17 protein-coding genes and 1 pseudogene are annotated in these 22,286 nt (G+C 66.2%); 6 read left to right on the top strand and 12 right to left on the bottom strand.

Features of this window, described 5'->3' with window-relative positions; all coding sequences use genetic code 11:
• Positions 1-2 precede the first annotated feature (2 nt).
• Both AC56LK_RS14540 and AC56LK_RS14545 read right to left on the bottom strand, forming a co-directional pair.
• Positions 3-560: pseudogene (locus tag AC56LK_RS14540) on the bottom strand (SUMF1/EgtB/PvdO family nonheme iron enzyme); the annotation flags it as partial.
• 165 nt (positions 561-725) lie between these two features.
• On the bottom strand, positions 726-971 hold the full coding sequence (locus tag AC56LK_RS14545; protein WP_497185206.1) for a LysR substrate-binding domain-containing protein: 246 nt from the start codon (positions 969-971) through the stop codon (positions 726-728).
• A 38-nt stretch (positions 972-1,009) separates the two neighbouring features.
• On the opposite strand from AC56LK_RS14545, the gene AC56LK_RS14550 reads away from it, so the two are divergent.
• The 4 genes from AC56LK_RS14550 to AC56LK_RS14565 all read left to right on the top strand — a co-directional run bounded on the left by AC56LK_RS14550 (position 1,010) and on the right by AC56LK_RS14565 (position 4,861).
• Positions 1,010-1,327 carry a LysR substrate-binding domain-containing protein gene (locus AC56LK_RS14550; protein WP_497185207.1) on the top strand — a complete coding sequence of 106 codons (318 nt, stop codon included), beginning with the start codon at positions 1,010-1,012 and terminating at the stop codon, positions 1,325-1,327.
• Positions 1,328-1,775: 448 nt separating this feature from the next.
• Positions 1,776-2,501, top strand: a complete 726-nt coding sequence (locus AC56LK_RS14555) for a FadR/GntR family transcriptional regulator (RefSeq protein ID WP_497185208.1) — start codon at positions 1,776-1,778, stop codon at positions 2,499-2,501.
• Between the two features lie 4 nt (positions 2,502-2,505).
• The gene (locus tag AC56LK_RS14560) at positions 2,506-3,354 is read left to right on the top strand and encodes an NAD-dependent epimerase/dehydratase family protein (protein WP_497185209.1); all 849 of its coding nucleotides are present in this window, start codon (positions 2,506-2,508) and stop codon (positions 3,352-3,354) included.
• Between the two features lie 10 nt (positions 3,355-3,364).
• Positions 3,365-4,861, top strand: coding sequence for a GH39 family glycosyl hydrolase (locus AC56LK_RS14565; protein WP_497185210.1), 1,497 nt, complete (start codon positions 3,365-3,367; stop codon positions 4,859-4,861).
• Positions 4,862-4,912: 51 nt separating this feature from the next.
• On the opposite strand, the gene AC56LK_RS14570 is transcribed toward AC56LK_RS14565, so the two are convergent.
• The 3 genes from AC56LK_RS14570 to AC56LK_RS14580 are packed head-to-tail and all read right to left on the bottom strand — an operon-like array spanning position 4,913 to position 8,154.
• Positions 4,913-6,208, bottom strand: a complete 1,296-nt coding sequence (locus tag AC56LK_RS14570) for an MFS transporter (protein WP_497185211.1) — start codon at positions 6,206-6,208, stop codon at positions 4,913-4,915.
• A gap of 12 nt (positions 6,209-6,220) precedes the next feature.
• The gene (locus tag AC56LK_RS14575; protein WP_497185212.1) at positions 6,221-6,946 is read right to left on the bottom strand and encodes a ribonuclease activity regulator RraA; all 726 of its coding nucleotides are present in this window, start codon (positions 6,944-6,946) and stop codon (positions 6,221-6,223) included.
• An 8-nt stretch (positions 6,947-6,954) separates the two neighbouring features.
• The gene (locus AC56LK_RS14580) at positions 6,955-8,154 is read right to left on the bottom strand and encodes a mandelate racemase/muconate lactonizing enzyme family protein (RefSeq protein ID WP_497185213.1); all 1,200 of its coding nucleotides are present in this window, start codon (positions 8,152-8,154) and stop codon (positions 6,955-6,957) included.
• Positions 8,155-8,290: 136 nt separating this feature from the next.
• Here AC56LK_RS14580 and AC56LK_RS14585 point away from each other — a divergent pair, with 136 nt between their 5' ends.
• On the top strand, positions 8,291-9,019 hold the full coding sequence (locus tag AC56LK_RS14585) for a FadR/GntR family transcriptional regulator (RefSeq protein ID WP_497185214.1): 729 nt from the start codon (positions 8,291-8,293) through the stop codon (positions 9,017-9,019).
• 104 nt (positions 9,020-9,123) lie between these two features.
• Here AC56LK_RS14585 and AC56LK_RS14590 read toward each other — a convergent pair whose 3' ends face one another.
• From AC56LK_RS14590 to AC56LK_RS14620, 7 genes are all read right to left on the bottom strand, one after another.
• On the bottom strand, positions 9,124-9,918 hold the full coding sequence (locus tag AC56LK_RS14590) for a hypothetical protein (protein ID WP_497185215.1): 795 nt from the start codon (positions 9,916-9,918) through the stop codon (positions 9,124-9,126).
• A gap of 47 nt (positions 9,919-9,965) precedes the next feature.
• The gene (locus AC56LK_RS14595; protein WP_497185216.1) at positions 9,966-12,800 is read right to left on the bottom strand and encodes a TonB-dependent receptor; all 2,835 of its coding nucleotides are present in this window, start codon (positions 12,798-12,800) and stop codon (positions 9,966-9,968) included.
• 147 nt (positions 12,801-12,947) lie between these two features.
• Positions 12,948-14,300, bottom strand: coding sequence for a TolB-like translocation protein (locus tag AC56LK_RS14600; protein WP_497185217.1), 1,353 nt, complete (start codon positions 14,298-14,300; stop codon positions 12,948-12,950).
• Positions 14,297-15,760: a glycoside hydrolase family 125 protein gene (locus AC56LK_RS14605; protein WP_497185218.1), complete on the bottom strand. Its 1,464-nt coding sequence runs from the start codon at positions 15,758-15,760 to the stop codon at positions 14,297-14,299. Before AC56LK_RS14605 ends, AC56LK_RS14600 begins: the two co-directional genes overlap by 4 nt.
• A 37-nt stretch (positions 15,761-15,797) precedes the next feature.
• A complete protein-coding gene (locus tag AC56LK_RS14610; protein ID WP_497185219.1) occupies positions 15,798-17,042 on the bottom strand; it encodes a XylR family transcriptional regulator in 1,245 nt (414 codons plus the stop codon).
• 249 nt (positions 17,043-17,291) lie between these two features.
• Positions 17,292-18,200 carry an SMP-30/gluconolactonase/LRE family protein gene (locus AC56LK_RS14615; protein ID WP_497185220.1) on the bottom strand — a complete coding sequence of 303 codons (909 nt, stop codon included), beginning with the start codon at positions 18,198-18,200 and terminating at the stop codon, positions 17,292-17,294.
• A complete protein-coding gene (locus AC56LK_RS14620; RefSeq protein WP_497185221.1) occupies positions 18,197-19,783 on the bottom strand; it encodes an aldehyde dehydrogenase (NADP(+)) in 1,587 nt (528 codons plus the stop codon). The genes AC56LK_RS14615 and AC56LK_RS14620 overlap by 4 nt, the downstream gene beginning before the upstream one ends.
• Before the next feature lie 396 nt (positions 19,784-20,179).
• Between AC56LK_RS14620 and AC56LK_RS14625 the strand changes: the two genes are divergently transcribed.
• Positions 20,180-22,273, top strand: a complete 2,094-nt coding sequence (locus AC56LK_RS14625) for an alpha-galactosidase (RefSeq protein ID WP_497185222.1) — start codon at positions 20,180-20,182, stop codon at positions 22,271-22,273.
• Positions 22,274-22,286: the final 13 nt, after the last annotated feature.

Below are 22,286 nucleotides of genomic sequence, written 5' to 3' on the forward strand. Positions count from 1 at the left end.
CCTCACGGCGGCGCCGTGGACGCGGTGCGGAACCCCACGTGAACCGCGCCAAGCCCGGTGTCGTGCGGATGACGCGCCGCCGCCCGGTAGCGTACGCAATAGTCGGTGGCGCACAGGAATGAGCCTCCCTTGATCAGCCCCTCCTCGCCTGATACCCTGCCCGGCGCCCCGCTGCCGTGCGGCTGGTGGCTGCCGTGCCACGGCTCCGATGTCCACTCCCACACATTGCCGATCATGTCGTAGAGGCCGAAACCGTTCGCAGCGTAGCAGCCAACCGGGGCGCGAGCGGCATGGCCGTCCTCGCGCGTATCCATGAAGGGAAACAAGCCCTGCCAGAAATTCGCGCTCGGCCTGCCAAGGCGGTCGCGCGGACCGCGTTCGATCCGCTCGCCCTTCCCACCCGCCTTGGCCGCATACTCCCATTGCGCCTCGGTCGGCAGGCTCCGGCCCAGCCATCGGGCGTAGGCAGAGGCGTCGGCACGGGTGATCTGTACCACCGGCTGGTTCGCCCTTCCCGCCAGCGTACTGCCCGGTCCTTCCGGGTGGCGCCAGTCGGCGCCCGCCAGGTGAAACACGATATCCGCCGGCGTGTCGAACAGCGCGTCGAGGACGCCGGGCGCGCCGAAGTCCCCGGTGACCGTACGCACGCGCGCATCGCAGGATCGATCGGCGAACCGAACATCCGCCAGCGTGATCCGGATCGGTGCCGGGCGGCCTGGCAGGCCCTACGGCGTCGGTAACAGTGTCAGGACAACCCAGTCGAGCGATTCCAGCTCCTCAGGCTGGACGGGCGGCTTCCTGTGCCGAAAATAGTCCGGCGACGCCATCAGGTACTGCTCGAGCTCTCCCAGCTTGACCGCCCGGTTGGAAGAGTCGCGCAGCCAGCCGAGACGGATGCTGACATCGATCCCGGCCTCGATGAGATCGACTACGCGGTCGCTCGTGCGCAGGTCGAGGGCAGGCAGAGCCATACTCATCCTTATTGTTAAGAAAAGCAGCAAAATGAATTATGAATTGGTCTGTTTTTACCTGGACCTTCGCCTCCCGTACCGGAGAAACCAGGACCATCCACGTCAAATCGCGCATCCGTGTCGATTCGCCTGGCGCATTGCGCTCCATGCTACACGAAGGCATGGGCGTCTCGGTCATGGACCAGTTCAGCGCCCAGGGCGGCATCGCCTCGAAGCAGCTGGTCCGTCCCCTGCCCGAATGGGCCCTTCCATCTGCCGGCATCGTCGCCGTCTACCCGCCCGGCAGGCAGGCGTCGGCGAAAGTCCGGGCATTTACGGATTATTACCGGCAGTATTTGAACGACCCACACCAATGAACTCGTCGGGCTAACCGGCCGATTTACGCTGGAAGAATGAGGATGGACGAAGCGCAAATGCAAATTGCCGGCATAAGCCGGCAATTCATTTAGTTCTGGTTTCGATCGATACCCGATGCGAGGGTACGAGATATTCTGGAGGCGAGGACGGGAGTCGAACCCATCGAGACGACTTTGCAGGCTGTATCTCATCAATTGAATTAGTTGTTTGCATGAAAACCTCATGTTGCGGCTCGCAGTGATCAGCGTGTGTAAGTACCGTGCACGGCAGAGGATTGCGTCCCTCATGGAATAGAGGATTATGAAAATCACGGCGGTCCCGGCCGCTATTTCCAAGCACGACGAATTTCATAATCAAGTGTCCGGGCTGAACGCCGGGATATCGCTAGCAGAGGCAATGTGCACATGCTAGGATATAACATATCTTAACTGTATTGATGAGTTGTTCATGCATTCGATGCCCCAGCTGGAACCGCGGCGCACTCTGTCCATTGCCATCGGCCAGGAAATCACGGAATGGATCACTTCAGGACGCTACACCCCCGGCCAGCACCTCCCGGCCGAAGCGGAGCTGGCGCGCATTTTCAATGTCAGCAAGCCCAGCGTCCGGGAAGCCCTGCGCCAGCTGGTCGCGATCGGCGCGCTCGAGATCGTGCACGGCAAGCCGGCGCGTGTGCTGGCCATGAATTCCCTGCCCTTGGTGAATTTCTTCAACCTGGCGCTGTCGTCACAGCCCGGCTCCCTCCATGAAGCGGTCGAACTGCGTCGCGGCCTCGAAGTGGAGAGCGCGCTGCTGGCCTGCGAGCGCGCCACGGCCGAAGACATCGCGCGCCTGGGCGCACTGATCGGAGAGCTCGACCGCTGCAAGGACGATTACGAGCGCTGGGTACCCACCCATGTCGCTTTCCACGTCGCTCTGGTGAACGCCTCGCACAACCGCTTCTACGCTTTCCTGCAGGACGCGCTGCGCTCGACCATCGAAGAGGTCAACCAGCGCATCATCGCGGCGCAGCCGCACCGTAACGCGGAACTCAGCTTCCAGCGCCACCTCGACCTGTTCGAGGCCATCAAGAGCGGGCGCCGCGAACGGGTGCGTGCCGCCATCGACATGCATTTCGCGGCGGTCGACGCAGTTCTCAGCCGGCCAGCAGACGCCCTCCTTCACTCCAATTGATCACATGACGATCCATCACGCAGACAGCCCCGCTCCGCCGGGCGAGGTCTTCATCACGGGCGGCTCGGGCCGCATCGGCAGCGACTTGCGCGCACGTCTCGCCGCACTCGGCTACCGGGTGCGCTTCTCCGACATCCGCCCTCCCCTGGACGGCCGGCTCGATGGTTTCCACCAGCTCGACCTGGCCGACCAGGACGGCATGGCGGCTGCCATGCAAGGCTGCCGGGCATTGGTGCACCTGGGCGGCCACCCGCGCGAAGCCGACTGGCCTACCATCGAGGCGCTGAACTTCAGCGGCACCTACAATGCGCTGATGGCTGCCCGGCGCGCGGGCGTTTCCACCATCGTCTACGCCAGCTCGAACCATTACTGCGGCCTGCACGCGGCCGACGTCGTCCTGAGCCCGGACCTGCCGGCCAACCCGACCGGACTGTACGGCGCCTCCAAGGTGTTCGGGGAAAGCCTGCTGCGGGCGGAGGCCGAAGCCTTCGGCGTGATCGCCTTCGCCTGGCGCATCTGCGCCTACAAGCCGGAACCGGTGAACGCACGCGACCTGCGCATGTGGTGCAGCCCGGACGACGCCGCGCACCTGGTCGACCGCTGCCTGCGCTGGACCGAACCCGGCTTCCAGGTGATCTGGGGGGTATCCAGCAACACACGCACCCGAAAGGACGACCCCGCCGCCGTGCGCATCGGCTACCGCCCGCAGGACGACGCCGAACGCTGGCTGCCGCAGTTGCAGGCTGCCGGCGTGGATACCGGCCGCTTATCCGAATGGTCGCGCCTGGGCGGCGAAAAGGCCGCCGACTGGCTGCAGCAGCGCCGTCCCGGCGTTCCAACCCCTTCCGCTTGACGAGGATTGCATGATTCCTGCCCGACGAACCCTCTTGCTGGCCCTCTCCACCCTGCCCGCCGCACTCGCGGCCGCGCCCGCCCTTGCCCAGCAGGGGAACAGCGTCCTGCCGGAAATCGGCGAGGTCGCCCCGCGCCCCGCACATGCGGGCACCCGCAGCAACTGGCTGCTCGGCTGCGAAACCCTGGACCGCGACTTCGCCGACTACGACGCCTACAAGGATTACCTGGTACCGCTCGGCATACGCCGCCTGCGCATGCAGGCCGGCTGGGCCAAGACCGAAAGGAAACCCGGCGAATACGACTGGGCATGGCTCGACCACATCGTCGACGACGCCGCCTCGCGCGGCCTGGCGCCCTGGCTGCAGCTGTCGTACGGGAATGCGATCTATCCGGGCGGTGGGGGAACCAACCTGTCTGCCGGCGTACCCAGCTCTCCTGCCGCACTGGCGGCCTGGGACCGCTGGGTGACGGCGCTGGTGACGCGCTACCGCGACCGCGTCGACGAATGGGAAGTCTGGAACGAACCGAACTTCGGCGACAACAGCTATAACACGCCGGAAGACTTCGCAGCACTGTCGGCGCGCAGCGCCGCCATCATCCGCAAGCTGCAGCCCAAGGCGCGCATCTCCGGCCTGGCGCTGGGCCACATCGACTACGACTACGCCGAGCGCTTCTTCAAGGCCCTCGCCGCGCGCGGCCAGCTCAAGCTGTTCGACAACATCACCTACCACGACTACGCCTACAACCCCGACCAGCACTACCCGAAGGTGGAAAAGCTGCGCGCGATCCTGCACAAGTATGCGCCCGGCATGCCCTTGCGCCAGGGCGAGAATGGCGCTCCGTCGGTGCCCTACAGCGGGGGCGCGCTGGGCGACTGGGCCTGGTCCGAGATCGCCCAGGCCAAGTGGAGCACGCGCCGCATGCTGGGCGACCTCGGACACGACATCGAGTCGAGCGTGTTCACCATCATCGAGATCGCCTATACCAAGGGCCCGATCAACACCCTCAACACCAAGGGACTGATCAAGTCCGATTCCACCAAACGCGCCCTGCGCCCGAAGGCCGCCTACCGCGCCGTGCAGACGGTCACTGCGATCTTTGACGACAGCCTGCGCCGCCTGCCCGATATCCGGCACGTGTACAACGACAAGCTGGTGCCTGCCGACCCGAAGCAGGTCTTGATGACGGTGTCCACCGACCGCCTGGTCGCCGCCTACGGCTACCGCCACGGTGCCACCGGCAAGGACGTGTACACGCTGTGGCTGGCGGACGTCATCCCAGGCAGCGAGCTGGCCAAGAAGGGCTACCGCATCGGCCTGGCCAATGCACGCTTCGAGCAGCCGGTCTACGTCGACGTTATCAGCGGCAAGGTGTACGAGATCCCGCGCGGCGAATGGTCGATGCAGGAAGGACGCGCAGTATTCACGAACATCCCGCTGTTCGACGGCCCGGTGCTGATCGCGGACAAATCCCTGGTGCCGATGGCGCCTCGCGCGCCGCGTTGATCGACGCAGGCGCAGGTAGAAGGAACAAGGGGCGCCGAGGCGCCCCTTTTCTTATGCCGCGGCCTTGGCCTCGGCCGCTATTCGCCTTCCATAGGCGAGCTGCAGGATTACGGCGGCCAGCGGATGCATGCAGGCCAACGCCAGGAACACAGGGATATAGCCGACCAGGTCGAGGGTGACGCCGACATAGGTGGTGAAGATCGACGCGCCCACGGTGCCGCAGGCATTCACCAGCCCGACGGCCACGCCGACACCCTTGTCGCGGAACAGGTCGGTGACCATGATGTTGCTCATGACCAGCCACAGGTAGGCAATGAAGTAACCCAGCGCCAGCAGTGCGATCACCAGCGGCAGGCTGCTGACGTGCGGCACCAGGAAGATCGCCGGGGCCAGCACGGCGGTGCACTGCATGATGCGCATGCGGCTGCGCACCGGCGACCATCCCGCACGCACCAGCCGGTCCGAAAAGATGCCCACGGCGACCATCACGAGCGAGGCCGACAGCGGCGCTATCCACAGCAGGTAGCCGACCTGCTTCAGGGTCAGGCCCATCTTCTCCTGCAGGTAGCCGGCCTGCCAGTAGTTCAGGAAGAACCACAGCGGATCCGAGACCACCCGCGCCAGCAGCACGCCCCACAGGGCTGGGTGGCGCAGGATGTCGAGCGCCCGTGTCTTGATCTTGGGCGCGGCCGCACGATCGCGGTAGGCCGGCGGATTGCGGTCGGCGATGAACCAGGCGACACCGAAGAAGATGCCGATCAGGCCAGGCAGGATGAAGGCATAGTGCCAGCTGGTCTGCAGGGTGATCCAGACCACCAGCGGGGTGCAGATGATCGGGCCGACAGACTGCAGCGCGCTGCGCAGCGAGCCGGCAGTGCCGATCTTCGCCTTGGGGAACCAGATCACCAGCGCCATCAGCGAGGCCGGCAACAGGCCGGCCTCGGCGGCGCCGATAATGGCGCGGTACACGATCATCTCCTCCAGCGAGCGCGCGATCCCGCACAGCAGCGTGGCGCTGGACCAGATGATGACAAAGGCCGACAGGGTGCGGCGGGTGCCGTACTTGTCGGTCAGGGCGCCGCAGATCGGATAGAACAGCGCATACGGGATCAGGAAGGCGTTCACCAGCATCGAATAGCCGGCATTGTCGGTATTGAACTCCGCCATCAAGGTGGTTTTGAGAGCGGAGATCGACTGGCGGTCGATGATCCCGATGATGCTCTCGAGCGTCAGCAGGCCGAGGATGATCCAGGCCTTGAACGGGACGGTATCGACCTCCGGGGTATCGGCTGCGGCGCCGGGTGCGGCCGCCAGGCCCGCCGCCGGCGTTGAATTGAGGTGGGCCATTGCGGCTTCCCGTCAGGCCGCGACGGCCTCGCCGCGCGCACGCAGCCAGGCTTGGTAGCGCACGGTCGTGTCGGGGTCGGTGGCCGGATACAGGCCGATGATGCTGCGGCCTTCCCGCACCTCTTCCAGCACGAAGGTCTCGAAGCGTTCCATCTCGGCCGCTTCGGCGGCCAGTTCCTCGACCAGGTGGGCGGGGATACAGACCACGCCGTCGTCGTCGCCCAGCATCAGGTCGCCTGGATAGACCGGCACCCCGCCGCAGGCGATCGGCAGGTTCAGGTCGACCGCGTGGTGGCGGATCAGGTTGGTCGGGGCCGAGGCGCCCGAGCAGTACGAAGGCATGTCAAGCGCCGCGATGCCCGCGGCGTCGCGCAGGCCGCCGTCGGTCACGATGCCGGCCGCGCCGCGCACCTGCATGCGGGTGGCCAGTATGCTGCCGGCCGAGGCCACGCTGGTGTCGCCGCGGCAGTCCATGACCAGCACCGCGCCGGGCGGGATGGTCTCGACCGCAACGCGCTGCGGATGCTGGGGGTCGCGGAACACGGTGATCGGATCGAGGTCTTCGCGCGACGGGATGTAGCGCAACGTGAAGGCCGGCCCGAGCAGGCGCTGTCCCGGTTTCAACGGCTTCGCGCCCTGGATGAACACGTTGCGCAGGCCGCGCTTGTACAGCAGCGAGGTCAGGGTCGCGGTACTGGCGGTCCCCAGGCGCGCCAGGGTCTCCTTGGAATAATTCATGTTACGCCTCAGCTTGGTTTGAAATAATGGTGACGCCCTTGGCGGGACTGGAAATACACGGCTTCCGCTTCGGTGCCGGGCGCATAGGCCCCGCCTCCTTCGGTGATCGGCAGGCGACAGTTGCGCAGGCTCGGGTTGCCCGCCACGAAATCCTCGTCGATGTCCACGCCCAGCCCCGGACGGTCGGGTACGGTCAGGTAACCGTCCACGCATTCCAGGGAATGGCTCAGCACGGCCTGCTTGCCCGGCCAGTCGTCCTCGAAGCGCTCCAGGATCAGCGCGTTCGGGATCGAGGCCAAGAAATGCAGCGCGGCATATTCGGCCACCGGGCCCAGGGTGCCGGCATGCGGCGCGACGGTAACGAAATGGGCTTCGGCCAGCGCCGCGATCTTCTTGAGCTGGGTGAGCCCGCCGGCGCGTCCGGTATCGGGCTGGATGATGTCGACTAGTCCTTCGGTGATCAGGCTGCGCGCGCCGTACAGGCCGGCTAGGCGCTCGCCGGCAGCCAGCGGCACGCTGGTCGACGCACGCACGCGGCGCAGCGCGTCCAGCGCCTCCGGCGCCACCGGCTCTTCTACGAACAGGGGGTGGAACTGCTCCATCTCGCGGCACAGCGCGATCGCGTCCGGCGCCGTCAGCCATGGCGGGCCATGCAGGTCGACCGCCAGGTCGATCTCGGCGCCAAGCGCGGCACGCAGCTCGGCCAGCTTGCCCAGGGGGTCAGCCACGCCGCCCGTCTTGATCGCGGTATAACCGCGCGCAACCAGGCTTTGAGCGCTGGCCACCGTGCTGGCGTGCGAATACGCGCGCACCCGGTCGCGCATCTTGCCCCCCAGTAGGTTCCAGACCGGGGTATCGAGCACCTTGCCCTTGATGTCCCACAGCGCCATGTCGAGCCCCGACATCGCGCCGTGACCGACCACGCCGCTCTGGCCGTGTCCCATGAGCGCCGTATGCATCCGTTGCCAGAGCCGCTCGATGTGGGTGGGATCCTCGCCGACCAAGATAGGGGCAAGGTCCTTGACCGCCGCTTCGGCGACACGCGGCCAGCCGCTGCATTCGCCGAGGCCGGTAACGCCGGCGTCGGTATAGACCTTGACGAACAGCCAATTGCGCGTGCCTTCGCTGCTGATGCCTTTGGCCGACCAAGCCGTTTCTTTGGGCGACCCTGCCTGCATCAGGAAGGTCTTGATCTCGGTAATTTTCATGGCCGCCTATTTTTCCGTTCTTACATTGGCTTCGGTATTTCGCTGCGCAGATTGCTCCGGGGGTGAGTAAGCGCTACCATGCAGCATCCGAACACGTTTTATCATATCACATATCTTAACAGTTGAAGGAAACAACATGGAGACCATCGCTGTGGCCCACGAGCCGCGCCGGTCGCTGACCCAGCAGGTGACCGACGAGATCACATCCTGGCTCGTCACCGGACGCTACACGCCGGGCGACCACCTGCCCCCCGAAGCCGAACTGGCGCGCCTGTTCAACGTCAGCAAACCGAGCGTGCGCGAAGCGCTCAAGCACCTTGCCGCGATCGGCGCCATCGAGATTTCCCATGGCAAGCCGCCGACGGTCAGCAAGATGAATTCGATGCCGCTGGTGAACTTCTTCCACTTCGCCGTCAATGCCGGCGACGACAGCCTGCGCGAAGCGATCGAACTGCGCCGCGGCCTCGAGATCGAAAGCATGCTGCTGGCAACCGAGCGCGCCACCGCCGAGGACATCGAGCGCCTTGGCAGGCTGATCGAGATCCTGGAGCGCCATCAATCGGATTACGACCGTTGGGTTCCGGCCCACGTCGAGTTCCACGCTGCCCTGGTGGCGGCATCGCACAACCGTTTCTACACCTTCCTGCAGGACGCGCTCAAGACCACGATCGAGCGCATCAACCGCCACATCATCGCGGCCCAGCCTTCGCGCGACCCCGCCGTGAGCTTCCGCCGCCACGTCGAGCTGTTCGAGGCGATCAAGAGCGGCAAGCGCGACCGTGCCCGGGAAGCGATCGAGTCGCACTTCGACGCCGTCGATGCGGTCGTCAACGCAACCATGCGGCGCGCCGAACCCCGGCGCTGAGCGGCTTACCTTGGCGGCCCGCAGCGGCCTTTCCTGTTCCGTTTTTCGCAAAAAAACCCGTCCACTCGCATGGACGGGCAAGAGAGGTTCGTCAATCGAAAGACCTAGGGCAGCAGGCGGGTCTTGGCGTCGGCATCGAGGCGCGCCAGGATCTGCGCGCTCGGCAAGCCGGCGGCGGTGATTACGGTGGCTGCGGTCTGGCCCGGCTGCGGCGTCAGCGACTTGACGCGCAGCTGTTCGAACACCTGGCTTTGCGCATTGCCCGCCGCGGAGGCGGTCTTTGCTACCAGCTGACCGGTCAGGAAGTCGGCCGGCACGGCCACCGTGGGCGCCGCCTGGTTGGCCTGGACCACGGCCACCACCCGGGCAATTGACGCCTCACGCAGCTGCTGCGACGCCATCAGGTCGCGGAAACGGTTCAGTTCCGCCAGGGCGGTCGGCGCCTGGGTCGCATAATTGTTCTGGCCGACCGGGAACACGAAGCCGGTCTGCGCCCAGACGTACTGTGTCAGCATCTCGGTCAGCGGCGTGATGTTGGCGCGGCTGCCATCGCCCGGGGCGACCGAGCGCAGCACCGTGGCGGTGACGCCGCTGACGATGGTGGCCGTCAGCACGCAAGGTCCCGAGGTCAGCCCGGTGGTGGTCACCGTGTAGTTGCCGTTGGCATCGCTCATCGCGGTGCCGTGGCCGTTGCGGCAGTCGATCGTGACCGGGACCGACAGCGCGGTCACCGCGGGGGTGGCCGCGGTGCTGGTAGCGACCGTGCCGCTGACCGTGATCGGCTTCGATTCGAACGGCGGCGCGTCGTCGCTGCCGCCGCCGCAGGCGCTCAGCGCCGCCAGGGCGGCAAGGGTGGTGGCGCGCAGCACGCTGCGCGGGATGGAGTCGAAGATGTGCATGTTCCTGTCCTTGGGGTTCATGGTGGCTGCGTCGCGCTGCGATGGCATCAGAATGCGCCGCGCATGGTCAGCGAATAATTACGGCCCGGCAGGTTCGCGCCTTCCAGGCGCGAATGCTCGTCGCCGTTGCGTCCCTCGAAATGACGCAGGAACTCGTAGCTGCGGGTATCGGTCAGATTGGTCGCGTCCAGGCGCAGCTCGACAAATTTGTTGAATTTGTAACTGATCGACGCATCCAGGAAGCCGCGCTTGTTGTGCCAGCGCTGGTAGCCCAGTGGATTGAGGGCGGTATTGCTGAAGTTCGCGAACTCGCTCTTGCGGTTGTACGAGGTGCGGAAAGCGAAGGGGCCGTCTTCGTAGTAGATGGTCGCCGCCAGAGTGCGCTTGGGCACGATCGGCAGTTCGTACACAATATTGTTGTAGGTCCGCTTGACCCCGGCGGTCTCGATGCTGGTCAGGCTCAGGATCGAACCGAAGTTGCTGAAAGGGTAAGGCAGGAAACGGTAGTTCTGCTGGTGCGTGAGTTCCAGGCCCCGGATGTCGAAGGCTTCCGCGTTCTTGGCAAAGCGGACTTCGACCGGCGATTCCGGATTCGCCGTCAGCAGCGCGACGCCGCCCGCCGTGAACAGGTTGACCGGAATGCCGAGCGTATTGAACGGAGCAAAGGTCGAGGTCGTGGTCGGGCGGTCCTTGATGTTCTTGCGGAAGCCCGACAGCGCCAGTACCGCGCCTTTCTCGAAGTACCACTCGATGCTGGCGTCCATGTTGGTCGAGCTTTCCGGCTTGAGCTCCGGGTTGCCGATCTGGACCACCAGGTCGCCGCCGTTGGGCACGTTGATCGAGCGTGCGATGGCGGAGATCGAGCTGCGCTTGATGGTCTTGCCGACCGAGCTGCGGAGCACCAGGTCACGGGTCAGGTCATACGACACGCTGGCCGAAGGCAGGACGTTGCTGTAGCTGCCTTCCAGATGGTCGGGTACGTGGCCAGCCGGGGTGATGCGGAAGTTGTCGACGTCGGAATCGGTTCTCACATAGCGCACGCCGGCATTGGCGCGCAACGGCCGGCCGAACACTTCTTTCTCGAAGTCGGACTGGATGTAGAAGGCGCGCACGGTTTCCACCGCGGTGAAGGTGCCGCCTTTGTTCGGCGCGGATGCCATGTTGGCGCCCAGCGCGCCCAGTGTGTTGTAGATGAAGTTGCGGTCGACCGTGAGCCAGTCGCGCGGCATGTTGCCGCCGAGTTCGATGTTGGTCAGGTCGTTCGGTGTCAGGAACTGGCGGGCGTAGGCGATCCTCGCTTCGGGCGTGGCGGCCGAATACAGGGTGCCGTCGGCGAGGCGCCGGTCATTGAGCAGGTTGCCCGGCAAGTACTGGTTGGCGATCTTGGTGCTCTCGACCTGGCTCACGCCGGTCTTGAAACGCCCGTCGATGCCCCAGAAGTCGTAGTCGTACTGCAGGCCCAGGCGGAAGGTCTTCTGCTTGTCGACCTCGGTCTGATAGTTGCCGCTGTAGGTCATGGCGCTGTAGATGCGCGGATCGAGCAGGTCGCGGTCGGTTTTCACGTCCGGGAACATCGGGTCCCGGGTCGTGTTGAAGGTGAGCGTATGGCGCCAGGCCGCATCGAGCCCGTCCAGCGACACGGTGGTGCCGTTGCGCCAGGCACGGCTCTGGTTGATCGCGAAGGAGCCGGTCAGGCGCAGCTTGTCGCTGACGCGGTAGCGCGCATTAAGCGCGTTGTAGACGAATTTCGTCTGGGACAGGCCCAGCACCGTATTGGTGCCGATGGCATAGTTGCCGATCGTGCCCTGGATGTTGTTGCTCCCGTCGATCGAGACGTCGATCGGCACCAGGGCGCGTGCCCCTGTGCTGCCGTTCGTAACGAAGTTCAGGTAATTGTTCTTGGTATCGTCGTCCAGCTTCGAATACATCGAGTCCCAGCTCGCCTCGAGCCGGTCGCCCTTGAACTGCAGCGAGTTGGCCACCCCGATGCGGTCGCGCCGGTTGTCGGTGGCGGTCATGCGGAGCAGGCGCGGGAGGTTCGCGTCGTACAGCTGGGCGGCGGTCAGATTGCCCAGCTTCGCCCGCGGGTCTGCCAGGTTCCAGGCATACGGGAAGTTACCCGACGTGAAACGCTGGTTGTAGCTGGCATAGGTGCCGGTGGACTGGAAGCCCGCATTCGCATTATGCGTGCGGTTGCTGGCAATACTGGTCAGGAAGCCCCACTGGCCCCAGGTATTGCTGAACAGCACGTTGGCACGCGGTGACGTACCCTTGCTGCGCGTGTTGTAGGTGGCGGTCACGCCGTAACGGATCACGCGTCCCTTGCGATCGAAGGGTCGCGGGGTCTGCATGTCGACCACACCGGCCACGCCGCCCTCTTCCAGCTCCGCCAACGGTGTCTTGTAGACGTCGACCCGGCCGAACAGCTCGGAGGGGAACACGTCGTAGTTGAAATCGCGGGTCGAGCCGCCGATGCCGCCGGCCGAGGTGGCGCGCACAGGGGCGCCGTTGAAGGTGGTGACCGTATATTCCGAGGGCAGGCCGCGCAGCTGGATACGCTGGCCTTCGTTGCTGGCGCCATCCTTGACCACTTCGACGCCCGGCAGCCGCGCCATGGCGTCGGCCACGTTCTGCTCCGGGAACTTGCCGATATCCTCGGCCACGATCGAGTCGCGCTGGCCCACCTGCGAGCGCTTCAGGTCCAACGCCTTCTCCAGGCTGGAGCGGAAGCCGCTGACCAACACGGTCTGCAACGCCGGCTCCGTCTTCGTCTCCGCTTCGGAAGGCGCTTGCGGTGCGTTCTGCGCCCAGGCGGGCAGCGCCATCGCCGTGCACGCGCTGGCGACTGCCGCACACAACATTTTCTTTCGTAAGCTCCGCATACTTGTCTCCTGATCGATTCTTGATTTGTTATGTAATGCCACTGAAAAAAATAATATCAGATATCAGGTCTCTTTCTATTACGTATTTTCGCATCGGCAGACAGCTGTGAAAAAAACCACAAAGCGGCGTGCATACCGCACCGGCGCCTAGCGCCGGACCTCGGATTTCGTGGAGCCGGTAACGCGCGCCACCTCTTGCGACAGGTCGATCAGCCAGACGTTGCGGCGGCAGCCGGCAAAGCCGTTGACGACCACGTAACGGCCGCTGCGGTCCCAGGCGGGATGCGGGTCGATGCGGAACTCGCCGCCGGCCTGGGACACGAAGATCTCGGCGACCTGGGTTTCGCTGCGGTCGGCGAGATTGATCAGGCGGATCGGCACCACCCCGTTGCCCTTGGTGACCGGTTCACCGGGATAGGCGTCCGTGACCATGAGGGGCAGTCCGCCCGGGTGCATGGACGGATGTCCCGAGCCGGGGTCGTACATGACTTCGAGCCCGCTGCCGTCGTAGCGCACCGACACCAGTTCCACCCCCGGCTCGTCGTCGACGTTCAGGTTCATCGAGATGCGTTCGCCATCCGGCATCCAGTTGATGTGATGGCCGCCCCTTGCCCATTGCTCCGGCGTGATGGCGGTGCGGATATCGCTGCCGTCCGGCTTCATGGTGAGCGCGGCACGGCGCCGGTCGCCGCCGGGAACATGCCACTGGAAGGACAGCAGCAGGCGGGTGCCCTGGGGATTCCACTTGGTCTGGAACACGTAGAACTCGTGCGCCTCGGGCCGCTCGACCTGCAGTTTCGGCAGGCTCTGCTCGACCAGCTGGCGCGGCGTTACGACCAGGCGGCGCTTGCCTGACCCGACCTCGGTGATCCATACCCCGTGCTCGGGCACGTCGAGGCCGGTCTTGCGCGTGACGCCGCCGTCAGGGACGACCACGCCATACCCGACCTGCGCGAAGCGCGCCGTCTCCATCTTGTGGCCGGCCATGCGCTTGCCATCCCGCGACAGCATGAACAGGGGACCGTCGATCCGGCGCCGCTTGCCGCTGAACGGATCGAGGCGGACTGCGTAGGAGGTCCAGCTGCGGGTATCGACGTCGTTGTAGAACAGCTCGCGGTCGCTGGCGCCCCACTGCAGCTGGCTGCCGAGCTGCAGTTCGAAGCCGCGGGTCTCGCCAAGCTTGCGCTCCTTGCCAGTTTTCAGGTCGACCAGCACGATGTCGGCACGGTCGCCCGGCGCCACCGAGCGGCTCTCGTCATGGAAGCGGGTCAGCGCAAGGTAACGCCCGGAAGGACTGATCGGGGACGTGTCGAAGAAGCGGTGCAGCGCCCCCTGGTCCGCCACCATGCGCATGCTGCTGCCGACGGCATGCGTCATCAAGCCTGCCTGCGCCGGCGTGGCCGGACACACCGGCGCCTCGGCAGCGCCTGCCGCCATCGCCGCCGCCCCCAGCGCGAGCGCCGCCGCGCCGCTCAGGACCCGCCGCAGGACGGCGCTCATGCCGTGGCTCCCTGCCCACCGGCGGCACGCGCCGCACCAAGCGGAGCGGCCAGCAGGGCCGGACGTTCGTCCAGCACCCGCAGCACCAGTTCGCCGAACAGCGAATTGGCCCAGGCGAACCATTTACGGGTGAAGCGGGCCGGGTCGTCCTTGTCGAAGGCCTCGTGCATGAAACCGGTATCCGCGTGGGTGTCGCGCAAGACCCGCAGGCAGTCGCGCACCTCGCCCGCATCGCTGGCGGTGAAGGCGCGCGCCATGATGCTCATCGGCCAGATCATGTTGCGCCCGGCGTGCGGACCGGTGATTCCGGCGGCCGCCCTTCCCGCTACCATATAGGGATGGGCGCCGGGCGTGAGCAGGAAGCGGCGGGTGCGCTGGTACAGCGGAGAGCGCCGGTCGAGTGCTCCCAGGTAGGGAAGCGCCAGCAAGCTGGGTATGTTGGAATCGTCGATCAGGAGCTGCGAGCCGAAGCCGTCGACTTCGTAAGCGAGGATACGGCCGAATTTCGGATGCTCGACCGTCGCATGCTGACGCAAACCTTCTTCCACCTCGTGCGCCAGCGCGAGCGCGTCGGCCCCCAGGCCGGAACGATCTTGCGCCGCGCGCAGCAGTTCGGCCAGCTGGCGCAGCGCCGACACCGCAAAATAGTTGGCCGGCACCAGGAAGGGAAAGACCGTGCCGTCATCCGACGGCCGGAACACCGACGCAATCATGCCGCAGGGCCGCACCGGCCAGCCTCGCCCCCATCCCGCCGCGGTGTCGTGAGGATAGTCGGTACGGCGCCGGAACACATACGGTCCATCGTCAGTGCGGCGCTGCTGCTCGCGGAAGGTGCGCAGGATCAGGCGCATCGCGTCCAGCCAACCCGCGTCGGCAACGAAGGACAGGTCGCCACTGTGCTTCCAGTAGCCATGCGCGAGGCGCATCACGTAGCACAGGGAGTCGACTTCCCACTTGCGCTCGTGGACGCCGGGATGCATGTCGGTCTTGTCGTCCTTGTGATGCGAGACCTTGTGGCCGTCGCGGTAGAAGGCATTGGCATAGGGGTCGATGCGCACGCAGTGCGCCTGCCGGTAGACCAGCCCGAGCACCATCCGGCGCAGCGCCGGATCCTGCCGCATCAGCGGCAGGTAGGGCCAGACCTGGGCCGCCGAGTCGCGCAGCCACATCGCATCGATGTCGCCGGTGATGACGTAGGTGTCCGGCCGGCCGTCGAGGCTGCCGGTAAACACCGTCGTGTCGAGGGTGTTGGGAAAGCAGTTGGCGAACAGCCAGGACAGTTCCGGGTCCGCAATCCGCGCGGTGGCGCGGGCGATGGTCTGCTCCACTGCAGCGCTGGTGAAGCGGCGCTCGCCAAGGGGCGGACGGCGCGACGCGAACGCGGCGCCGGAGGCCGCCGCGGGCAATGCGGCGGCTAGGCCGGCGGCGGTGCCGGCATGGAAGAATTGGCGTCGGTCCATCAATTGTGCTCCTTGCGATCGTTTATGCATGTACCCGTCATGCCGCCAGGCCGCGCGGCGGGGCGGCGTGCCGCTCGGGCACGCCGTGGAAGGAGATGCCGGGCTTGGCGTACTGCTTCTGGTACTCCCGCGGGGTGCAGCCGACCTCGCGTGCGAACACGGTGTACAGGTACTGGACCGAGGTAAAGCCGCAGTGCTGCGCCACGTCGGCGATCTTCCAGGTACCGCTGGCCAGGTAGCGCTTGGCCTGCTCCAGCTTGTAGCCGAGGATCTCTTCATGCACGCTGCGTCCCAGCTCACGACGGAAGGTCGCATCCAGGCCCGAGCGGCATACGCCGACGTAGTCGGCCACCTGCTCGGACTTGATGCCGCGCCGCGCCTGTTGGCGGATGAAATGCAGGGCGCGCGTGATTTGCGGGTGGCGTCCGGCGGCGCGCGCACACGACGCCTGGACGTTGACGCCCACCGGGGGCACCAGCACTCGTTCCGCACCGAGGTACTGCCCTTGCAGCGCGCGGTGCAGCAGGCGGGCCGCCGCCTGCCCCATCGCTTCGCCGCCCTGGATGACCGAACTGAGCGGGATCTGGGCGAGCGCCCGCTCCAGCGGATCGTTGTCGATGCCGATGATGGCCACGTCCTCCGATACGTTCAAGCCCGCGATCGCACAGGCCTGGACCAGATGGCGCGCACGGGCATCGGTGACCGCGATGATGCCCACCGGGCGCGGAAGGGTGTGCAGCCAGGCGACCAGTTCGTCCATGTCCTGCTCGCGTCCACCGATGCCGCTGTCGTGGCCGCGGTAGATCACCGGCTCGGCATGGTCACGCCGCATGCGGCGCGCAAACGCCCGTTCGCGCTCCAGTGCCCAGCGCCGGCCGGGCGCGGCCGGCAGGCTGTACAGCGCGAAGCTGCTCACGCCGGCGTCGATCAGGTGTTCATGGGCCAGCCGGATGACGGCTTCGTTGTCGGTGGCGACGTAGGGCAGGTCGGCCGGATAGTCGGCCTGGCTGGCATAGGAGCCTCCGACACCGACCACCGGGCAATGTGCGCGGCAGCGCACGAGCGCGCTGGCCATGCGGGGATCGTCGGCATCGGCGATGATGCCGCTGCCCTGCCACCGTCCGAGCGCGACCGGGTCGCCGCGCAGCTCGTCCTCGAGGCACAGGTCCCAGTCGAGCTGGTGGAGACGCTTGTATTCGGCCACGCCGGCAATCACGTCGCGATCGTGGCTCCGGTGGGCATTGAACAGCAGGGCAATGCGGGATCGGGTCGGTTCGTTCATTTCAGCTCCATACACGTGCATGGGATACGGCGAAGCGGCGCGGGTACGCCGCGCGGCTCTTGCAAGGGAAAGGGCGCAATGCGCCGGGGATCAGGCGGGCGCGGGCGGGTATGAGGGGCGGTTCATGGCTGTCTCCTGTCGAAGCGCCGGCGGAACGCTGCACGTTTCTCGAGTCCGGCTGCAATTTTGATTTATGATATCAGATAACTTAAAACACGCAAGCAGATTGTGCAGGCGTTTCGGCAGGACTCAGGCGACGAGGCGCACCTCGGCCCCTGCCACCCCGATCGGCCCGACGTACATGGCGAGGAGGTGGCCGGCGAGCGGTTCGGCGGCGCGCTGCGCCTCGCCGAGCGTGGCGCTGATGCTGGTGATGAAGAGGGTATCCAGGTCCTTGCCGCCGATCGCGACCTTGCTCGGTTTGGACACCGGCAGGTCGATCCGGCGGTCGATGCGCCCGTCCGGGGTGATGCGCAGCACCGCCCAGCCGTCGACCGCGGCGATCCAGTAGCAGCCGTCGGCGTCGACCGTCGCGCCGTCGGGCCGGCCGGGCAGCGCACCGCCATCCATGAACAGGAAGCGGTTCGACAGGGCCCCGGTGCCGGGATCGAGGTCGAAGCGCCAGACCCGGTTGACCTCGGGATGCGAATCGGCCAGGTACAGGTTGCGCCCGTCGGGGCTGCAGGCCAGGCCATTGGAGAGCCCGAGGCCGGGCACATGGCGCACGGCTGCGCCGCGCCCATCCCAGCCGAACAGCTCTCCCGTGCGCGGTCCCTTAAGGCCAGCCATGTTCATGCTGCCGCACCAGAAGCGCCCGCTTGTGTCGACGGTGCTGTCGTTGCAGCGGTTGTTGGCGGCATGCTCCAGGCGGCATAGTTCGTGGGACTCCCCGCTGGCGGGGTCGAGCCGCCAAAAACCGCTTTCCAGCCCGATCAGGATGGCGCCGTCAGCGGCCGGCGCGACGCAGCCGGTGCGCTGTGGCAGCACCCAGCTTTCCATCCGGCTGCTTGCAGGATCGAAGCGCAGCACGCTGTTGGCCCAGGCGTCGACCCAGAGCAGGCGCTGGCTGCGCATGCACCAGACCGCGCCCTCGCCTACTTGGGCCGGGACCGCGCTCAGTACCTCGATGCCCTTGCTGGAAACGGGCGACCGGCTCATGCCGCACCCCGCAGCTCGCCATCGAGCATGCGCACCAGCCGGAGCGGATTGTGCTCGCGCAGGGCGGACGGCAGCAGCTCGCCGGGCACACCCTGGTAGCACACCGGGCGCAGGAAGCGCTCGATCGCCAGCGCGCCCACCGACGTGCTGCGACTGTCGCTACTGGCCGGGAAGGGGCCGCCATGCACCATCGCGTGCGCCACTTCCACGCCGGTGGGGAATCCGTTGAACAGCACCCTCCCCGCCTTGCGCTCGAGGACCGGCAGCAGCGCGCCGGCCAGGGCGTGGTCGGCTGCCTGCGCATGCACGGCGGCGGTCAGCTGGCCCTGCAGCGCCTCGGCGGCCTGCAGCAGCTGTGTCTGACCGGCGCAGCGCACCACCAGGGCGCATGGACCGAAGACTTCGTCCTGCAGGTCCGGGCTGGCAAGGAAGGTCCTCACGTCGCAGGTGAACAGGGCGGCCTGGGCGGCGCAGCCCGCGCCGTCACCGGCAGCCGCTCCCAGCGCCGCCGGCGTCACCCCGCTGGCCGCGCCAAGGCGCGCCAGGCCGGCGCCGTAGGCCTGGTGGATGCCGGCGCTGAGCATGGTGCCCGCACCCTTGTATTCCAGCGCGTGGGCGGCGGCGCGCATGAAGTCGTCCAGCGGCGGGCCATCGAGCGCCAGCAGCAAGCCGGGGTTGGTGCAGAACTGGCCGACGCCCAGCGTGAGCGAGTCGACGAAGGCCAGCGCCAGCGCGGCACCGCCCTGTTCGAGCGCAGCGGGCAGCAGGAACACCGGGTTCACGCTGCTCATTTCGGCATATACCGGAATCGGTTCCGGGCGCGCAGCGGCGCTGCGCATCAAGGCGGTGCCGCCCTGGCGCGAACCGGTGAAGCCGACCGCCTTGATGGCCGTATGCCTGACCAACTGCTGGCCAATGCCGGGGCCATCCCCATGCAGCATCGAGAACACGCCTTCCGGCAAGCAGCACTGCCGCACCGCATGCTGGACCGCGCGCGCGGCCAGCTCGGAAGTGCCCGGGTGGGCGCCGTGCGCCTTGACCACCACCGGGCAGCCGGCGGCCAGCGCCGCCGCGGTATCGCCGCCGGCAACCGAGAACGCCAGCGGAAAATTGCTGGCCCCAAAGACGGCGACCGGGCCGAGGCCGATCTTGCACAATCGTAGGTCGGGCCGTGGTGGGGTCCGCCCGGGTATCGAGCCGTCCAGCCTCGCTCCCAGAAAATGACCGTCGCGCACGACTTTCGCGAACAGCCGCAGCTGGTTGACGGTGCGCGCCAGCTCTCCTTCCAGGCGCGCCGTCGGCAGCGCGGTTTCCTGCCCGGCGCGCTCGACGAGGGCCTTGCCGCGGACGAGCAGGGCGTCGCCGACGGCTTCGAGGAAGCGGGCGCGCTGCTCCAGCGGCAGCGCGCGGTACGGGTCGAACGCCGCTGCCGCCAGTGCGCAGGCCCGTTCGACGTCCGCGCTGGTGGCCTGGCCGAAGGCCGGAGCCAGGATGGCCCCGGTTGCCGGGTGGACGGCGAATTGCTCGCCCCCGGCACCACGGACGCACTGCCCGCCGATCGTCATCTCACCCGTGATATGCATTGCTTGACTCCTTGTATCTGGTTTGTTCTGCCGCCGCAGCCGGCTGCCCGTCTATCTGATGGTGACCACCGCCTGCGCGCCATCGCCAGCGGCGAAGATGACGGAAAGTAATAGTCGGTGCAACATAGATCTCCCGATATTGTTATGTATGGCCGGCTACGCAGCGGGCGCGTGCCGCTCAATATGTTATAAGATATCTTAACTGATTTTTCGCAATTTCGCTGCGCACCCGGGCCTGAACCGTTGGATGCGCGGCCACCACCGCGAGCCTGCGGAGTCGACGGAGGACGCCGGAAAAACCTGAACCAAGCTGGAAATATCACAATTGCTCCGGCCCAGGCCCCCCCGCTATGATGGCGCGAGCGCCGACTCGGCCGTATATGCGGACATGGAGATATGAAGAAGTCAACGACGGCCAGGCGTGCGCTTGGCGGCATCATCATGACGGCCCTGATGCTGCTGGCCCCTGTCCATCCGGCGCTTGCCGACGAAGCTGCCGCCAGCGCGCAAGCGGCCGAGCAACGCGCCACACTGGGCACGGCGTCGGCACGTTGGACCGGACAATGGCTGGAATTGGCAAACAGCGCAATGTCGATGCGTTTCGAACTGCGCGGCAGCGCGCTGGTGCCCGTCTCCTTTCAAGCGGGGGCCGGCGGATCCTTACTGGCCACGCCGACCGCCAGCGCTACCAATACAGTGCCGCCCGGCTATCTGCGCGTTGTCTCGTCGACGTCCAGGGCATATGCCTGGGAAGCGCCAAGCTTGCAGCTCACCGTCACCCTGCCCAACACCGCCGATGTAATCAAGCTGCGCCTGTTCGAACATGCTCCCGCCGTGGTAATGCAACGCGCCGGCGCGGCGCCGGCATCGGCTACCGCCGCCGACGCCCGTATCGCCGCGACCGAGATCGAGACCAGCCAGGCCGGCTTGCGCGTCGAGAAGCGCGATCCTGCCGCGCTGTGGCATTTGAAAGGTCCACACTGGATCGCCAATGCGCCGCTGTTGATGGACCAGAGCGATCGGAAGAACGAGCTGGTGCAGCCGCGAAGCTGGACCCTGTGGCCGCGCGAAGAACCGTTCGCCATTCATTCCAACATTCTTCACGTGGACAGCCCCGTTACAGGCGCGGGGCTGCTTTGGATGAAGATGGCACCGCTGGAGCATGCGCGCGGACAGCGCGCCGGCTTCGACTTCCGCATCGAAGGCGCGAGCCGATCGATCGAGCTGGGGCGCGACAACTACCCGGTGGTGGTAGTGAGCTACCAGGGCGGCAAGCTTGGGCGCGCAAAGGCCCTGCAGCAGACCCAGCGTCGCCTGCATGAGTGGCAGCCGGGAATCGACGGTCAGTTCATCACCAGCACGTGGGGCGACCGAAACCAGGACAGTAAAGTCGACAGCGCATTCGTCGCCGCCGAGTTGCGGGCGGGCGGCCGCATCGGCGCCGACTTCGTCTCGATCGACGACGGCTGGCAGCGGGGCAGGACCGGCAACTCCAAACGGACCCGGCCCTACCCGACCGTCAGCGCGTCCGGCGGTTTCTGGGCGTATCCAGAACCGTTCTGGGATGCCGACCCCCGGCAATTCCCAGAGGGACTGCTGCCGCTGGCACGCCAGGCCGGCCCCGCCGGCACCCGTCTGGCACTCTGGTATGGCCTGGACGCGGCGCAAGACCACGCATTCTGGGAAAAGGATGCGGCGCAGATTCTTGAGCTTTACCGCACGCTCGGCGTGCATCACTTCAAGCTCGATTTTTCGCAGCTGGGCACGCTCCAGTCCGAGCAGCGCATGCACGACATGCTGAGCCTGCTGGCGCGCGGTAGCGATGGCAAGATCGGCATCGACTATGACATTACAGCGCGCAAGCGCCTCGGCTACTTCGGAAATTTTTCCAGCACCTTGTTTTTGGCGAACCGTTATACCGACTTCCAATCCTATTGGCCGCACCTGACTCTGAAGAACCTGTGGCAGCTGAGCGAGTATGTCGATCCGCCGCGCCTGCGCGTGGAATTTCTGAACCAGCAGCGGGCGCCCGCCAACTACGCAGACGATCCGTTGTCACCGTCCCGCTACCGGATCGACACGCTGTTCGCCACCACCATGATCGCCAGCCCCTTGGGCTGGTTCGAAGCCAGCGGTTTGTCGGACCAGCAGATCCGTGAACTGCGCCCGCTGGTCGACCGCTGGAAGCGCGAGCGTGAGCGCCTCCACAAAGGCACCATCGTACCCATCGGCCAGGTGCCCGATGCCCTTGCATGGACCGGGTTCGCGTCGCTCAGCGGGTCCCGCTCTGCCGATCTCATCGTGTTCCGCGAAGCCAATCCCAGCGCCAACTTTTCGCTCGACCTGTCGACACTGGGCATGGAGCGTGTCACCAGCGCCCGGATGATATATGGACGTGGCACGGCAAGCGTCAAGGATGGGGCGCTGCGCGTTCATATTCCTTCCGCTCTCGATTTCCTATGGATCAGGCTGGGACGATCCGATCATTGAATTATCCACTTTC

This window comes from Telluria sp. ZB4P36 (genome assembly GCF_059685865.1).

What these genes read in the sequence shown, in the direction of transcription:
- AC56LK_RS14620 (WP_497185221.1), bottom strand. Translation starts at nt 19,783, where the DNA reads ATGCATATCACGGGTGAGATGACGATCGGCGGGCAGTGCGTCCGTGGT.
- AC56LK_RS14625 (WP_497185222.1), top strand. Translation starts at nt 20,180, where the DNA reads ATGAAGAAGTCAACGACGGCCAGGCGTGCGCTTGGCGGCATCATCATG.
- AC56LK_RS14555 (WP_497185208.1), top strand. Translation starts at nt 1,776, where the DNA reads ATGCATTCGATGCCCCAGCTGGAACCGCGGCGCACTCTGTCCATTGCC.
- AC56LK_RS14570 (WP_497185211.1), bottom strand. Translation starts at nt 6,208, where the DNA reads ATGGCCCACCTCAATTCAACGCCGGCGGCGGGCCTGGCGGCCGCACCC.
- AC56LK_RS14550 (WP_497185207.1), top strand. Translation starts at nt 1,010, where the DNA reads ATGAATTGGTCTGTTTTTACCTGGACCTTCGCCTCCCGTACCGGAGAA.
- AC56LK_RS14585 (WP_497185214.1), top strand. Translation starts at nt 8,291, where the DNA reads ATGGAGACCATCGCTGTGGCCCACGAGCCGCGCCGGTCGCTGACCCAG.
- AC56LK_RS14565 (WP_497185210.1), top strand. Translation starts at nt 3,365, where the DNA reads ATGATTCCTGCCCGACGAACCCTCTTGCTGGCCCTCTCCACCCTGCCC.
- AC56LK_RS14615 (WP_497185220.1), bottom strand. Translation starts at nt 18,200, where the DNA reads ATGAGCCGGTCGCCCGTTTCCAGCAAGGGCATCGAGGTACTGAGCGCG.
- AC56LK_RS14605 (WP_497185218.1), bottom strand. Translation starts at nt 15,760, where the DNA reads ATGGACCGACGCCAATTCTTCCATGCCGGCACCGCCGCCGGCCTAGCC.
- AC56LK_RS14545 (WP_497185206.1), bottom strand. Translation starts at nt 971, where the DNA reads ATGGCTCTGCCTGCCCTCGACCTGCGCACGAGCGACCGCGTAGTCGAT.
- AC56LK_RS14595 (WP_497185216.1), bottom strand. Translation starts at nt 12,800, where the DNA reads ATGCGGAGCTTACGAAAGAAAATGTTGTGTGCGGCAGTCGCCAGCGCG.
- AC56LK_RS14575 (WP_497185212.1), bottom strand. Translation starts at nt 6,946, where the DNA reads ATGAATTATTCCAAGGAGACCCTGGCGCGCCTGGGGACCGCCAGTACC.
- AC56LK_RS14560 (WP_497185209.1), top strand. Translation starts at nt 2,506, where the DNA reads ATGACGATCCATCACGCAGACAGCCCCGCTCCGCCGGGCGAGGTCTTC.
- AC56LK_RS14590 (WP_497185215.1), bottom strand. Translation starts at nt 9,918, where the DNA reads ATGCACATCTTCGACTCCATCCCGCGCAGCGTGCTGCGCGCCACCACC.
- AC56LK_RS14610 (WP_497185219.1), bottom strand. Translation starts at nt 17,042, where the DNA reads ATGAACGAACCGACCCGATCCCGCATTGCCCTGCTGTTCAATGCCCAC.
- AC56LK_RS14600 (WP_497185217.1), bottom strand. Translation starts at nt 14,300, where the DNA reads ATGAGCGCCGTCCTGCGGCGGGTCCTGAGCGGCGCGGCGGCGCTCGCG.
- AC56LK_RS14580 (WP_497185213.1), bottom strand. Translation starts at nt 8,154, where the DNA reads ATGAAAATTACCGAGATCAAGACCTTCCTGATGCAGGCAGGGTCGCCC.